The following is a 14,817-nucleotide window of genomic DNA, read 5'->3' as shown; positions in this document are numbered from 1 at the left end:
TCGATATATATCGCTTATTATTTATCTGTTTTCTGCACAGTCTTTCCGAGGTCATAGAATGCATCCTCAGACTCATCAAGCCCTTCCGGCTTCACATTTACAGGTGAAGGTATCTGTACCTTCTCGCCATCCCTGAGTGCCGTGGTCATATTTGATGCGATTCCCTCTGATGTCTCCTTCTGGAACATGATCTTTACCGTCAGGAGCATCAGCTTGAGATCAAGCCATATTGAATACTGCTCATAATAGGTAAGATCCAGCTTAACCTTATCTCTAGGGGTTGTGTTGTATTTGCCGTAAACCTGTGCATATCCCGTAAGTCCGGCCTTCATCTTGAGTCTGTAGTCAAACTCAGGGAATGTCTTCTTATAAAGCTCGGCGATCTCCGGTCTCTCAGGTCTCGGTCCGACAAGTGACATATCACCCTTGAGTACGTTGAAAAGCTGTGGCAGTTCATCAAGATGCAGCTTTCTGAGCCATTTTCCCACAGGGGTTATTCTGTCATCATCCTTCTTTGCAAGCTGTGCTCCACCTGCCTCGGAGTCCATCTTCATACTTCTGAACTTGATGATCTTGAACACCTTGCCATTCAGTGTCAGTCTGTCCTGCTTGTAGAATACCGGTCCTCTGTCATACAGCCATATCGCAAGTGCTGATATGAGCATAAATGGTGAAGCTATGACAAGCAGTATAAATCCACATATAACATCCATGATCCTCTTAATGATCATATCGTCACCGGTAAGTCCCTGATTTCGTGATAAGAGGATAGGCGTATCGAACAAATGAATAGGCTCAGCTCCTAATATGATTATGTCGGAAAGCTTTGGCACAACATACGATCTGATGGAGTGTTCAAAACAATACTTCACAAGCTCATTTCTTATATAAGCCTTTGTCTCGCAAATGATTACTCCATCGTACTGGAGTATCTTCTCCTTGATCGCCTGCTCGCCCTCGCTGACATGTATTCTGTCTTCTATTACATACTTGTCCTTACGGGCATTGATCTTGTCTATGAACTCTATCGGAGTCTTATATCCATATACCAGCAGCAGATGCCTTGGCGGATACATCTTCGCATACAAAAATCTACACGCAAATATCCAAATCAATATCACTATCGTTTCAAGCCCGGTTACCTTTAACAATGGTACCGGATTTACATAGTCACGACAGATTATACAGAGCTGCAGGTAACCAACTACATTGGCACACACGAGAGCCAGCAGCTGTGAGTAAACTATATCAAGCAGTCTGAAGAATCCGACTCTGTAACCACCATAAAGCTTGGTGAAAAGTATGATGATTATTCCATACATTCCGATAACTGCCCAGTTTCCTCTTCTCCAGAACGGAAGCGTAAGCGTTACCTCATAGTCCCGGTACCACATGAGTCCAAACAGCACCAGCTCCACAGCGATGAGTACACAGGCCTCACCCACTGTTATGAGACGTTTGTATCTGTCCCTCTTTCTAACTCTTCTGTTTTCTTCCATATTTATAGCATCTCCCTAAGCATCTTGTTGACAGATCCAGGATCTGCTTTACCCTTCATAGCTTTCATAACCTGTCCGACAAGTGCTCCGAGAGCCTTCTCCTTGCCGCCTCTGTAATCATCAACAGCCTTTGGATTGTTATCTATGGCTACCTGACATGCCTCCTTAAGTGCATTGTCATCCTGAACAGTTGCAAGTCCGTTATCCTTGACATACTTCTCAGGATCTATATTATCTGCAAATATCTTTTCGAACACTTCCTTTGCAACACCGCCATTGATAACCCTGTCATCAACAAGTTTGATGAGCTTCGCAAGATTCTCCGCTGAAAACTTCAGGTCTTCCGCATCAACACTGTTCTCCTTCATCAGTCTCATGGTCTCTCCCATGATCCAGTTGGAAACCTTCTTTGCAGGTGCTCCCAGTGCAATCGCGTCCTCAAACAGATCTGCCAGCTTCTTGGAGGCCGTGATGATGTCTATATCATAGTCAGGAATCGCATATTCCTCTTTGTATCTTATCTTCTTCTCGTCTCTGAACTCAGGCTGTGCATCCCTTACCTGCTGGAGCCACTCATCGCTGATGTGGATAGGTACAAGGTCAGGATCAGGGAAATATCTGTAATCCTGTGCATCCTCCTTGGATCTCATAGGATATGAATACTCCTTAGTATCATCCCATCTTCTTGTCTCCTGGACAACATTTTCACCAGACTCGATGAGATCGATCTGTCTCTCTCTCTCATTCTCTATGGCTCTGGCAATGGCCTTGAATGAGTTCAGGTTCTTGGTCTCTGTACGTGTGCCAAACTCCTCTGAGCCAACCTCTCTGATCGAAAGATTGACATCAGCACGCATGGATCCCTCATTCAGCTTACAGTCTGAAGCTCCGAGATACTGTATCGTCTCTCTGAGCTTTTCAAGATATGCTATTACATCCTCCGCAGATCTCATGTCAGGCTCAGATACTATCTCTATAAGAGGCACACCTGAACGGTTGAAATCCACAAGTGAGCTGTCTGTATATGGATCATGGACAAGCTTACCTGCATCCTCCTCCATATGTATCTCATGGATCCTCACATATTTCTTAACTCCGTCAACCTCTATCTCAACCTTACCGTCCCTGCATATTGGATAGTAGAGCTGTGATATCTGGTAGTTCTGTGGGTTGTCAGGATAGAAATAGTTCTTTCTGTCAAACTTACAGTTCTGTGTGATCGTACAGTTTGTTGCAAGACCGACCGCAATCGCTTTATTTACAACCTCTTTGTTAAGTACCGGAAGTGAGCCCGGCATTCCTGTACATACAGGACATGTATGTGTATTAGGAGCTCCTCCAAATGCTGTGCTGCAGCCGCAGAATATCTTTGTCTTGGTCGCAAGCTCTACATGGACCTCAAGTCCGATGACTGTCTCATATGTCTTTGCCATCTCTTACAGCCCCCTTTCTGAAACCTGTGCAGGTCTCTTGTACTCTCTAGTCTGCTCAAATGCATACGCTGCCCTAATAATGGTCTTTTCGTCAAATGCATCTCCAACCATCTGCACACCTATAGGCATTCCATCCTTATCAGTTCCACATGGAAGTGATATTCCCGGAAGTCCTGCAAGATTTACAGGGACTGTGTACACATCTCCCAGATACATCTTGATAGGATCTGAGAGTGACTCTCCCATCTTCAGTGCTGTTGTAGGTGCAACAGGTCCGAGAATGATATCATACTTCTCAAACGCCTTGTCATACGCCTGTTTGATGAGCGCCTTTGCCTTGAGGGCCTTTACATAATATGCATCGTAATAGCCTGAACTCAGCACAAATGAACCGAGCATGATTCTTCTCTTGACCTCAGGGCCAAATCCTTCTGAACGGCTCTTCTTGTACATGTTGTGAAGATCTGTGTACTCTGGTGTTCTGTAACCATATTTTACACCGTCGAATCTCTCAAGGTTAGAACTTGCCTCCGCCGATGCAATGATATAGTAAGCAGGAATAGCATACTCAACCATTCCAAGATCAAACTCCTCAACAATAGCTCCCTTTGCCTTCAAAGCCTCAGCTACTCCATACACGGCTTCCTTTATCTCAGGCTCAAGTCCCTCTGTGAAATAGTCTCTTGGAAGACCGATCTTAAGGCCTTTCACATCATCCACAAGTGCGCTTGTAAAATCATTGTCATCTCTGTTAACTGATGTTGAATCCTTCTTGTCATACTGTGATATGATCTCAAGGATCGTCGCACAGTCCTCTACATTCTTCGCAAGTGGTCCGATCTGGTCAAGTGATGAACCGTATGCTATAAGTCCGTATCTTGACACTCTTCCATAGGTTGGCTTGATTCCGGTAACACCGCAGAATGAAGCCGGCTGTCTGATAGATCCACCGGTATCTGAACCGAGGGCACATGGCACCTCCTCACCGGCAACTGCTGCCGCTGATCCACCTGATGAACCACCTGGAACTCTATTTGTATCCCATGGATTTCTTGTCTCACCAAAATATGATGTCTCGGTTGTACTTCCCATGGCAAACTCATCCATGTTGGTATGTCCTACTATAACCGCTCCTGCTTCCTTGAGCTTCACAACGGCCTCAGCTGTATATGTCGGAACAAAATTTGACAGAATCTTGGATGAACAGCTTGTCTGCACACCCTCCTGGCACATATTGTCCTTTATTGCTATCGGAACTCCTGCAAGAGGACCATTGAGCTCTCCCGCATCTATCTTCTTCTGCACTTCCTCCGCCTGGGCAAGTGCTCCTTCACGATCAACCGTGACAAAACTATTATAATCTTTCTCGCACGCCTCGATGCTGTCAAGACAGGCCTGTGTCGCTTCAACTACGCTCACCTGTCCATCTTTAATAGCTTTTCCCAGCTCTACAGCCGTCATACCCATTAAATTCACTTCAGCCTACCTCCTAGTCAAATGTCTTTGGCACCTTGTAGCAGCCATCCTTCTGCTCTGGCGCATTCTTCAGCATGTTCTCTCTGTCGTCTCCATTTACAACAACGTCCTCACGGAACACATTGTTGTATGGGAATGTATGGCTCATAGCCTCCACACCGTCTGTATTAAGTTCATTCAGTTTGCTGACATAATCAAGCATGTCTGACATATCCTTCTTTGCCTGCTCCTTCTCCTCCGGGGAGAGCTCAAGCTTTGCAAGGATTCCAACATAATCAATTGTTTCATCAGTTATCGTCATGTTCTTGTTCTCCTATCTTTAATGAGCAAAAATAAAGAATGTGCCTTCTTATTATTCTGTGTCAAATAATGTAAACACATTCTCCCGCCATGGTATTTTGTACCACAAAATTCCCCTAAAATATATCACATCCTGGGATATTATGCAAGACTATGGGCATTTTTACCTGTATTACGCAAAACACCGCCATGTAAAACGCTGCATACATGGCGGTGCTGTAACTCTATTTAAATTATATACAGTACTAACTGTATTTTACTAATGTCTCCCTGGCCTGACTATCTCCTGAACACGACCAAGCTGTAGCCCAGCTCTATGTCCTATTTCAATAGAATATGTCTACTTTCTTATTTTTTTATATATTAATATCCCCGCACTTCCCATAAGCGCCAGAATGACCACACCTGCCACTTCTTTCACGGGCAGCCTGTCACCAGTATCTGGATGTCTCACCGGCGGAGTGCTGCGCGTAGTTGTCATGGTTATTGTCGTTCCTGTTGTGCTCCATGTAGTACGTTCCGTGGTCGACTCTGTAGTTGTACCCGTCGTAGTTTCTGTTGAGGTATCCTCTGTTGTTGTTCCTGTTGTTGATTCTGTTGTCGTGTCTTCCGTTGTGGTATCTTCTGTTGTGGTATCTTCTGTTGTGGTATCTTCTGTTGTCGTGTCCTCTGTCGTCGTGTCTTCTGTTGTGGTATCTTCCGTTGTCGTATCCTTTGTCGTTGTGTCTTCCGTGGTTGTGTCTTCGGTTGTCGTGTCCTCCGTTGTCGTATCTTCGGTTGTCGTATCTTCGGTCGTCGTACCCTCTGTCGTTGGCTCTTCATCCAGGAAATCATTTCCCGGTACTCTGTGGAACTCTCCTCCGTTTGAGAATACTTCACTCACCACACAACCATCCCAGTTGTGTCCGAGATTTACCGCTGCCTCTGGAGCTATCACTGTTCCAAATCCCCTGCCCGCAAATGTTATGCTTCCGCCAAATTGTCCATCTGCTGCCGAGCTGTCATAGAAGTTAAAATACATTCTGTTGTAGGCATTATAAAAATTACCATTATCGTTTGCCTTTGCATCGCTCTTGCTTCCAAGTATCAGATCGCCCAGAACAGCATTCTGGATACCTGCCAGATCAATATTCATGAGCAGCACCGTATCATCACCATAATCCGGGAACTCAAAATATATCGGATTTGTGCCCGCGGCGAGCTGACTGTAATCCATGGATACCACATGCAGTCCGCTACCATTTACTGACACACTTCTATCGTTCATATCACCTGTTATATCAACATCCACAGTACCCTCTGTGTCTGCATAAGTCCTAAGTTTCTGACTATAGTCAATAAACTTTCTCTGTATATCAGCCATATCTGCATATTTAGAATATTCACCATCATCTTCAATTTCTGCATCGGTTCTGACATTTGCCGGACTGTCAAGCTTTGTCTGGGTACCATCATTCATGCGGATATATATTTCACCGCCATCTGCTCTCCTGACTTTCGCTCCTGTATAAAGCATATCAGTTCCTGCATCCGACACACAGCCACACATCCGTTCAGCATTTTCAAAGTAGAATTCCTCATATACTCCATACGAATTTCTGAGTCCCGAGTTTGAATTTGCACTGAGTGTCCTTGTGATAAAGTTACTGTGAAGATGTGTCTGTGCATACAGTGTGTCAAAACATATCACACCAAAGTCCCCCATTAGCTCCGTTGCAGAGCTGCTTTGCAGCATATAACTGCCATCATCCGCCTTTGCAAGTGCTCCTATAGTCCCCGCCGTCACGCAAAGCACAAAAACCATCGCCACTGCAACTGCTATGAGCTGCATAGTCTGAAAGCACATCCCATTATCATGGTTACCTCTCATTCAATGTCCGCCTTAACTATTTCGTCTCAAATACATAGTATTCAACAGACTTCCCGCATATTCGTTATAATAAAAAAATCCCCGAACAGATTCGACATAATTTTCACTATGTCTTATCCATCCGGGGATGAGCCAGGCAGGTCAGAATGGTCTCTCAGGATCAACAATATGCCTTATATTCCTATCCACATATATCGATGTCTCCACGGACCTGTCATACGCCGGTCTGTCATGAAATGGTCCCACATAAGCATATCCCGCAATCTGTCCTGACAGCTCAACCACCAGATACGGATATCTCTCAATATCTGAATTTTTATCCTTACCAGGCTTTGACTGCTTTGTCACTTTTGCCCGCCTCCATGTTCTTAAGTATTTACTCTATGATACTCACTATCTCCTCAGAGTCAGCCTTGACTTTATATGTCTCACCTATGTCAAGTTTGTCATATATAGACTTTTCAACTTTATATGTCTTTTCCTTATCCTTCACTTCACATGTGACTTCATATTCAACTGATTTTTTCCTTAGCCTCTCCTTGTCTGTGAGCTGGGGATCTGGGTATTCCGGTGTCTTTCCACCGCCCTCGGCGGTCTCCGTCCTGTCGTACTTCCACCGCCATATTGTATAATAATACTTCGTCCTGTATATAGGCTTATCTCTATACACCGGAACAGACCTCGTTCTCGTCACATATCCATAATCGTCCACATCATTTGCAACTTCAGAGAAGGTTCCATCTCCATTGTCCTCATAGCTGTACTCCACATGGGAACCTATCACCTCATATGAATCATAGGTCTCCTCACGCTCACCAACATATTCCTGTTCAGTATGGTGCACCTCTTGTTTCGTGGTCTTTAGCGTGGCACCCTCGGGGAGTTCCCAGTCGTCTTCATCACACAGAATATATTTCTCCACATCAACACTGGTCTTCCATGTCATATCCCTGACTGTGACTGTCCTCTTCTTTGGCATGGCTATGATCGCCGTAAGTCCGATTATAGCCGCTATCACAAGCATGCCGATCAGCACTATCTTCCATGCTCCAAATGAATGTCCTCTTTTCCGATTGCCCTGCCCGCCTTTTTGTCCGTCGGCAGCCGTTCCTGTACCTGATGCATTCCTGGCATTCCTTGCGTCCTGCTCTTTCCTGACGTCAAAATACCCCTTATCCTTCGCACCTCGTTCAGCACCGCAGCTGCTGCACCGTGTGTTAAGAGCTGAATTGTAATTGCCACAATGATCACATAACCAGTCGGCACCTTTTCCCTTTGTCTGACTCTCCTCCGCGGACAAATACCGCACTCCATCCATATAGAACTTAACTTCCTGTCCCCTCGGCTTTCCGCAGGACGGACACTCACGCTTCGTTCCTTCTATATGTTTCGTACTACAATATGGGCAGTCTCAATACCCCATTACAAGTTTTCCCATACGCAATATCCTCCCCATATATACTACAGATAACTTACCTGCGCAGCAACATCGTAATCATGTGGTGTCTTGTTGTCAGTCTTGTGTCCAACGGCAAGAGCTATCTGGAATGAATATCCCTTCGGTATTGCAAGTGCCTTGTCAAAATATGCTTTCTTCTCCCCGTGAAGTGCATCATACACGCAACCGATTATCAGATTTCCGAGCCCCATGCTCTCTGCCGCTATAGCCATATTCTGAACTGCAATTCCTGAATCCACCTTGCTCCACTTGAAGTCATCCTCAGCGCTTAAGAATATGAGCACCGGAGCCTCATAATAGAAATTGTGAGGCTGCTTATCCTGTCCGCGAAGTGCACGCTTCTCTGCATCAAGCTCTTCCAGAATTGGAGCATCACCCTTAACAACTGTAAAATGTATCTCTTTCTTATTCATACCTGTAGGTCCCTGAAGCCCAGCCTCGATGACCTTCTCAAGCTGCTCCTTCATAACCTCTTCATCACTGTATGCTCTCGCTGAGCTTCTCTTTTTTATTACCTCTAATACCTGATTATCCATTGTCTTTTACCTCCTATTCTGTCATTCCTATACCGTTATCTCTATCTGATTATCCTCTATGCAGACCACACAGCTCTCATAGTATCCATCGCCTGTCGTCCGCGGTCCACTTGTCACCTCATAGCCATCCTCCGCAAGCTGTCTGGTAAGCTCATCAACTTTTTCTTTGCTTCCCACACTGAATGCTATATGTATCAATCCGGTTCTGTTAAGTGTCTTTTCAGGATCATCCATTCCCTGCCTGTTCATTATCTCAAGCCTTGCGCCATCATCAAATGTGAGAAAATATGAACGGAAGTCCGTCGTTTTATTATGATATCCCTCATTTGCTGATGCTCCCAGATATTTCTCAAAAAAATTCTTCGCAGCTTTAAGATCATTCACATACATCGCAACATGCTCAATTCTCATAAATGCAACTCCTCATTATCTTATACGCTACACTCAGATAGACAAACTACTATATGCATGCTGCTATAGGCATGCTATATAAGCTATTTTAACCCAATGCCACATTTTACACAATGGCATAAAAATATCACCTTTATCCATTTGTATGAATAAAGGTGATATCCCGTTAAAAGCAACGTCTGTAATCAGCCCGTTACACAATTTCATTCTTAGAGCATACCCTCAAGTGTCTCTCTGATAGCCTTGATAAAGTTCTCACTGTTGAGGACTGTTGGGTTCTCGAGAGTTGTGATGAGAGCCAGATCCTTTGTCATCTTGCCATCTTCTATAGTCTTGATGGTTGCAGCCTCGAGCTTGTCTGCAAAATCCTGAAGTGCCTGGATTCCATCAAGCTCTCCACGCTTTCTGAGTGCTCCTGACCATGCGAAGATAGTTGCAACTGAGTTGGTTGATGTCTCCTCACCGGCAAGGTGCTTGTAGTAATGTCTCATAACTGTTCCGTGTGCTGCCTCGTACTCATACTTTCCATCAGGGGATACGAGAACTGATGTCATCATGGCAAGTGAACCAAATGCTGATGAGATCATATCACTCATTACATCTCCATCATAATTCTTACATGCCCAGATGTAACCGCCTTCACTCTTCATAACACGGGCAACCGCATCATCTATAAGTGTGTAGAAGTACTCAATACCTGCTGCATCGAACTGCTCCTTATACTCTGCATCGAATATCTCCTGGAAGATATCCTTGAATGTATGGTCATACTTCTTTGATATGGTATCCTTTGTGGCAAACCACAATGTCTGCTTGGTATCAAGCGCATACTTGAAACAGCTTCTTGCAAAGCTCTCAATAGACTTGTCCACGTTGTGCTGTCCCTGAAGAACACCAGGACCATCAAACTTATGTATAGTCTCCTTTATAACCTGTCCGTCATCGCCTGTGAATACAAGCTCTGCAGTTCCAGGACCTGGAACATCGATCTCTACGCTCTTGTATACATCACCATATGCATGTCTTGCGATGGTGATAGGCTTCTTCCAGTTCTTAACACATGGCTCGATTCCCTTTACTACGATAGGTGCTCTGAACACTGTACCATCAAGGATCGCTCTGATGGTTCCGTTAGGGCTCTTCCACATCTCCTTGAGATTGTACTCCTTAACTCTTGCCGCATTAGGTGTGATAGTAGCACACTTTACAGCTACGCCATACTTCTGTGTTGCGTATGCTGAGTCAAATGTTACCTTGTCATCTGTCTCATTTCTATGTACAAGTCCAAGGTCATAGTACTCTGACTTGAGATCGATAAATGGATAATAAGCTCATCCTTGATATACTGCCAGAGAATTCTGGTCATCTCATCTCCATCCATCTCTACAAGTGGTGTGGTCATCTGAATCTTTTCCATGTTTTATGTCCTCCATCTTTGTGTTTTCTAAGTTTTGTTATATACTCACTGCCGATTATAAACTATAAGGGGCTATATTTCTAGTTTTTTTGAATTATACATACCAATTATTAATTTTCTTAAGCCCTATAACCATATTCTTGATCAGCTATTTTTTTCAGCCTTACACATATCCATATATTCCTCTCACGGATACTTCCCCGGATATTATATCGTGAACCTCGCCATCGGCATCCCTCACCAGAAGTCCGCCATCCTTTGAAAGTCCAAGCGCCGTGTACTCTGTCTTTTTATCCCCCTCTATTACATACACCTGCTTATCCCTGTTCACAAGATAACTGTTGTACTCATCAACAAGGAATCCCAGGTCCTTATTCTTTATAAATTCGTCATATAGCTTTTCAAATTCATTTGACACCTGTGCAATGAACCATGATCTGTCACAGCCCTTGCCATTTTCCAGCAGTATTGATGTGGCCTTGTCTGCTATGTCCTCAGGGAAGCTTCGGTTATACACGTTTATGCCTATTCCCACAACAACATAGCTTATGTCAGTTCCCTCGGAACTCATCTCTGTGAGGATTCCGACCAGTTTTTTCCCATCAGACAACACATCATTCGGCCATTTAATCTGAGGCTTTACTCCATCCACCTTGCTGAACGCTCTGGCAAGTGCCACCGCCGACACCAGAGTTATCCTTGACACACAGGAAATATCTATGTCCGGCTTGAGCAGATACGACATGGATATTGTCGTGCCCTTATCAGAATTCCAACTATGGCCTCTTCGTCCCTTTCCTGCAGTCTGCTCATTTGCCACGAACAGAGCTCCGTGAACACAGTCAGTTTCCCCGACTATCTTGGCACGGGTGTTCGTTGAATCCGTCTCATCATAATAGTAAAGCTTTCTGGCAAATGTTCTGGTCTCAAGATACTTTGAGATCTTCTCCTCAGACATTACATCAGGCTCACTCACCAATCTGTATCCCTTGTTGTTCACGCCCTCGATCACATAACCTTCATTCTTGAGTGCCTGTATGTTCTTCCACACCGCTGTTCTGGATACCCCCAACAGCTCACAGAGCTCCTGTCCTGACACATATCCATCACTGTTCTGCAGCTTTTCAAGTATTTTATTCTTCATCAGTTCTTACCTTCTCTCTCAGGATATCGTATACCGCCTCACATTTGCCTTTTGCTCCGGCAAATGGAACTATGTAACTCTCCCTGCCTCTGTCAAACTTAATTATATAATACTTCAATTCAGGATCAGGCTCTATCATGATATACCCTGTAATAGTCTCATACGGTATCACCTTACTGCCTCTCTTCTGAATGATCGTTACAACATCCTGACCAAACAGATATGTCATATCATATGCAGACTTTCTAAATGAAGCCTTGATCACATAAAATCCATATGCCATGGCCGCAATCGCAATCGCAGCCTTTATCATTCTGTAGTGACCTCCCATAGCCCACCACACAAGTGCTATACCTGCCAGTACAAATATTATGCCAACCACCCTGTACGCTATCCTGGTGCTCTTTCTCTTGACTACCTTCTGTCTGATGATTCCATCTGCCTGAGTCTCCTGTTCTTCACGCCTTGCGCGCTCCAGCTCGTCCACGAGCTTTCCAGCCTGTCTGACAAGCACCTTCTGCCTGTAGGCTCTCGAAGTACCATTCTCTATGCTGCTTATATTTCTAATCTCTTCTCTGTGTTTTTTATTGTTCTTTTTTTTATCACTATCTCTACTCATTCCATATCCCCTGCCAGGTCATGATCACTACTGATATCATCCCGGTTCGTATCCATGCGCTTTATGCACAATTATTTTCTCTTTTTTCATCACTTTTACGACTATACTTATATTAGTTCAGAGACTAATATATATCAAGTTTCCAGCATTACAAAAGTGTTTACATTTTACCACGTTTAATCACCTTTTTTCCATATATAAAATCATTAAAAGGTGATTAACTAGCAAACACACGATATCGTGAAAACAACCTGTAAATAACAATTTTGGAGAGGTGAATCACATGAAGAGTTTTATTGCGCGCATCAGTGGCACAAAAGACCTCACTGAAGGAAAGCCTTCAAAGCTTATATTGAACTTTGGTCTGCCCCTTCTCTTTGGTCTGATATTTCAGCAGTTTTATAATATGGTAGATTCTGTCATAGTCGGGCAGAAGCTTGGAACTGACGCGCTGGCGGCGGTGGGTTCCACCGGAAGCATCAACTTCATGATACTCGGTTTCTGTATAGGAATCTGCAACGGATTTGCAATCCCTGTTGCACAGGCTTACGGTGCGAAGGATTTCAAGGCTCTTAAGGCTTATATAATCAACAGTATATGGTCATCCGTTGCACTGGCTGCTGTTATAACAGTGGCAGTAAGTATCTTTACCATGCAGATACTCAAGGCTCTCAGAACACCTTCGAATATCATCGATGATGCATATATATACATATTTATAATATTCCTGGGCATTCCGGCAACCTTCCTCTACAACCTGACCGCCGGGATACTGAGATCACTCGGAGACAGTATCACACCTGTCATATTCCTTGTGGGTTCATCAATTGTCAACATAATACTTGATCTTATACTTGTTGTTCCTATGGGCGTCGCCGGAGCTGCAGTTGCCACAGTAGCTTCACAGGCAGTGTCAGGAATCATATGTACGATATACATGACAAAGAAACTGAAGTATCTTGAATTCAGTAAAGAGGATTGGACATTCAGCATGCGTCACTGCCTTAAGCTCTGCGGTATGGGTCTACCTATGGGACTGCAGTACAGCATAACAGCCATAGGCAGTGTCATTCTTCAGACCGCAGTCAATGATATGGGTTCAACATATGTTGCAGCCGTATCAGCCGGATCCAAGATTTCCATGTTCATGTGCTGTCCTTTCGATGCAATGGGCTCCACCATGGCCACATACGGAGGTCAGAATGTTGGTGCCAGACGTCTTGACCGTGTTGATCAGGGACTTAAAGCCTGTATCAAGATGGGAATCATATATGCCCTCGTGGCTCTGGCTTTCTCCATCGTGTTCGGAAAGCAGCTTGCACTCCTCTTTGTAAAGAAGGAACAGATTGAGCTTATCGGCTACATATATGAATTCGTGGTTATCAACGCCGCATTCTACATATTCCTGGCACTTGTGAATATCGTAAGATTCATGATACAGGGGCTTGGCTACTCGACTTTTGCCATACTTGCTGGCATATGTGAGATGATCGCCCGTTCTGTTGCCGGTTTCGTGCTGGTGCCTCATTTCGGTTTCATCTGCGTATCACTGGGAAGTCCGCTTGCATGGGTATGTGCTGATATATTCCTTATACCTGCGTACCTGTGGGTTATGAAACAGCTGAGACGAAAGTTCGGGGGAAATAAAATTAGCCGTGCAAAATCCGCAACGGCAACAATATAATCGGTTTATGAACAGACTCACTGGTGTCTCGATCACATGTGAGTCTGTTTCATTTGCACCCTATTGGTATACTAAAGTCTGTTCTGCATTCTTTCCTGTTTCGGAGTGATTCCCCTCCACTTTTTATATACCCGGATAAAATAACTGCTGTCCGAAAAGCCATTTTCCTGCGCGATATATTCCATGGAATAATCCGAATACAGCAGCATGTTCTGCGCCTTATTGAGCCTTATATACAATATGTATTCCTTACACGATCTTCCATAACGAGCCTTAAATGATCTGGCAAAGTGTGAATAACTCATACTGCACATTTCTGCCAGATCCTGAACCTCTATCTGTTCTGACGAATGCGCATCTATATATTCCAGTATGTGATTGAAATACACATCACCATCCGACCTCTTATGCTTAAAATCTCCATTTGTTTTCATTTGTCTTGCCATGATGATGAGCAGCTTATATATCCCAGACTGAACCGCAAGCATATACATTTCACGCTTTTCCGTATACTCCTCAAATATATCCTGAACAATATCTGCTATACTTTCTTTTAGTTTTTCAGACCTTATAACCGTACAGAAATCTGTAGTCTCCGTCTTGTATACAAAACAATCATACATTTTCCTTATATAAGTCTGGGGAATGCCCAGTGTATACATATTAAACTTTATGACCGCATACTTCACCGATTCCGTACAGGTCTTATCCGCCTTTATGCTGTGAAGCTGCAGCGGATATAGGTAGCACATATCCCCTTTTCTGAGAACCGTCTCTCCATCATTGCAGATCACCCGGATAGATCCGCTGACTATATAAAGTATCTCACTGTAATAGTGCCAGTGCAATTCAGAATGCACCCAATCTGTGTAAAATATATCATATGGCTGTTTCATCTCATCAATGTACTCAAACATTTCCATAGCAGTCTCCCCCTACGATCCAAGTTGTATCATGATAGGTTTATAC

At 44.0% G+C, this 14,817-nt stretch carries 13 protein-coding genes and 1 pseudogene; 1 reads left to right on the top strand and 13 read right to left on the bottom strand.

Translation table 11 applies throughout. The features are described 5' to 3' along the window. Positions 1–17: 17 nt before the first annotated feature. The 12 genes and pseudogenes from GT575_RS04570 to GT575_RS04515 form a co-directional block, all read right to left on the bottom strand. A complete protein-coding gene (locus GT575_RS04570) occupies positions 18–1,499 on the bottom strand; it encodes a sugar transferase (protein ID WP_055223734.1) in 1,482 nt (493 codons plus the stop codon). 2 nt (positions 1,500–1,501) lie between these two features. Further along, complete coding sequence (gene gatB / locus GT575_RS04565) at positions 1,502–2,932, bottom strand: Asp-tRNA(Asn)/Glu-tRNA(Gln) amidotransferase subunit GatB (protein WP_022217158.1); 1,431 nt, start codon at positions 2,930–2,932, stop codon at positions 1,502–1,504. Between the two features lie 3 nt (positions 2,933–2,935). Beyond that, positions 2,936–4,399, bottom strand: a complete 1,464-nt coding sequence (gene gatA / locus GT575_RS04560) for an Asp-tRNA(Asn)/Glu-tRNA(Gln) amidotransferase subunit GatA (RefSeq protein ID WP_172676629.1) — start codon at positions 4,397–4,399, stop codon at positions 2,936–2,938. Positions 4,400–4,421: 22 nt separating this feature from the next. After that, a complete protein-coding gene (gene gatC / locus GT575_RS04555) occupies positions 4,422–4,709 on the bottom strand; it encodes an Asp-tRNA(Asn)/Glu-tRNA(Gln) amidotransferase subunit GatC (protein ID WP_015533226.1) in 288 nt (95 codons plus the stop codon). A 339-nt stretch (positions 4,710–5,048) separates the two neighbouring features. Continuing rightward, on the bottom strand, positions 5,049–6,578 hold the full coding sequence (locus tag GT575_RS04550) for a hypothetical protein (protein WP_055143907.1): 1,530 nt from the start codon (positions 6,576–6,578) through the stop codon (positions 5,049–5,051). A 141-nt stretch (positions 6,579–6,719) separates the two neighbouring features. Continuing rightward, positions 6,720–6,926: a GNAT family N-acetyltransferase gene (locus GT575_RS15395; protein ID WP_161171569.1), complete on the bottom strand. Its 207-nt coding sequence runs from the start codon at positions 6,924–6,926 to the stop codon at positions 6,720–6,722. Positions 6,927–6,954: 28 nt separating this feature from the next. Then, the gene (locus GT575_RS04540; protein ID WP_242857252.1) at positions 6,955–7,896 is read right to left on the bottom strand and encodes a zinc finger Ran-binding domain-containing protein; all 942 of its coding nucleotides are present in this window, start codon (positions 7,894–7,896) and stop codon (positions 6,955–6,957) included. A gap of 143 nt (positions 7,897–8,039) precedes the next feature. Next, the gene (locus tag GT575_RS04535; protein ID WP_015533229.1) at positions 8,040–8,573 is read right to left on the bottom strand and encodes a nitroreductase family protein; all 534 of its coding nucleotides are present in this window, start codon (positions 8,571–8,573) and stop codon (positions 8,040–8,042) included. Between the two features lie 27 nt (positions 8,574–8,600). Next, a complete protein-coding gene (locus GT575_RS04530) occupies positions 8,601–8,984 on the bottom strand; it encodes a VOC family protein (RefSeq protein ID WP_117875505.1) in 384 nt (127 codons plus the stop codon). Between the two features lie 209 nt (positions 8,985–9,193). Beyond that, positions 9,194–10,401, bottom strand: a pseudogene (locus tag GT575_RS04525) (NADP-dependent isocitrate dehydrogenase). Positions 10,402–10,564: 163 nt separating this feature from the next. Continuing rightward, on the bottom strand, positions 10,565–11,545 hold the full coding sequence (locus GT575_RS04520) for a biotin--[acetyl-CoA-carboxylase] ligase (RefSeq protein WP_055143905.1): 981 nt from the start codon (positions 11,543–11,545) through the stop codon (positions 10,565–10,567). Next, positions 11,535–12,164, bottom strand: coding sequence for a hypothetical protein (locus GT575_RS04515; RefSeq protein WP_161171568.1), 630 nt, complete (start codon positions 12,162–12,164; stop codon positions 11,535–11,537). The genes GT575_RS04520 and GT575_RS04515 overlap by 11 nt, the downstream gene beginning before the upstream one ends. A 283-nt stretch (positions 12,165–12,447) precedes the next feature. Between GT575_RS04515 and GT575_RS04510 the strand changes: the two genes are divergently transcribed. Continuing rightward, on the top strand, positions 12,448–13,848 hold the full coding sequence (locus GT575_RS04510; RefSeq protein ID WP_161171567.1) for an MATE family efflux transporter: 1,401 nt from the start codon (positions 12,448–12,450) through the stop codon (positions 13,846–13,848). A 71-nt stretch (positions 13,849–13,919) separates the two neighbouring features. Here GT575_RS04510 and GT575_RS04505 read toward each other — a convergent pair whose 3' ends face one another. After that, positions 13,920–14,771 (bottom strand): AraC family transcriptional regulator, encoded by an 852-nt coding sequence (locus tag GT575_RS04505; protein ID WP_161171566.1) that lies wholly within the window; start codon positions 14,769–14,771, stop codon positions 13,920–13,922. Between the last annotated feature and the right edge of the window lie 46 nt (positions 14,772–14,817).

This window comes from Coprococcus sp. BIOML-A2 (assembly GCF_009875795.1).
GTDB lineage: Bacteria > Bacillota > Clostridia > Lachnospirales > Lachnospiraceae > Coprococcus > Coprococcus aceti.
This window is presented reverse-complemented; position numbering and strand designations above follow the sequence as displayed.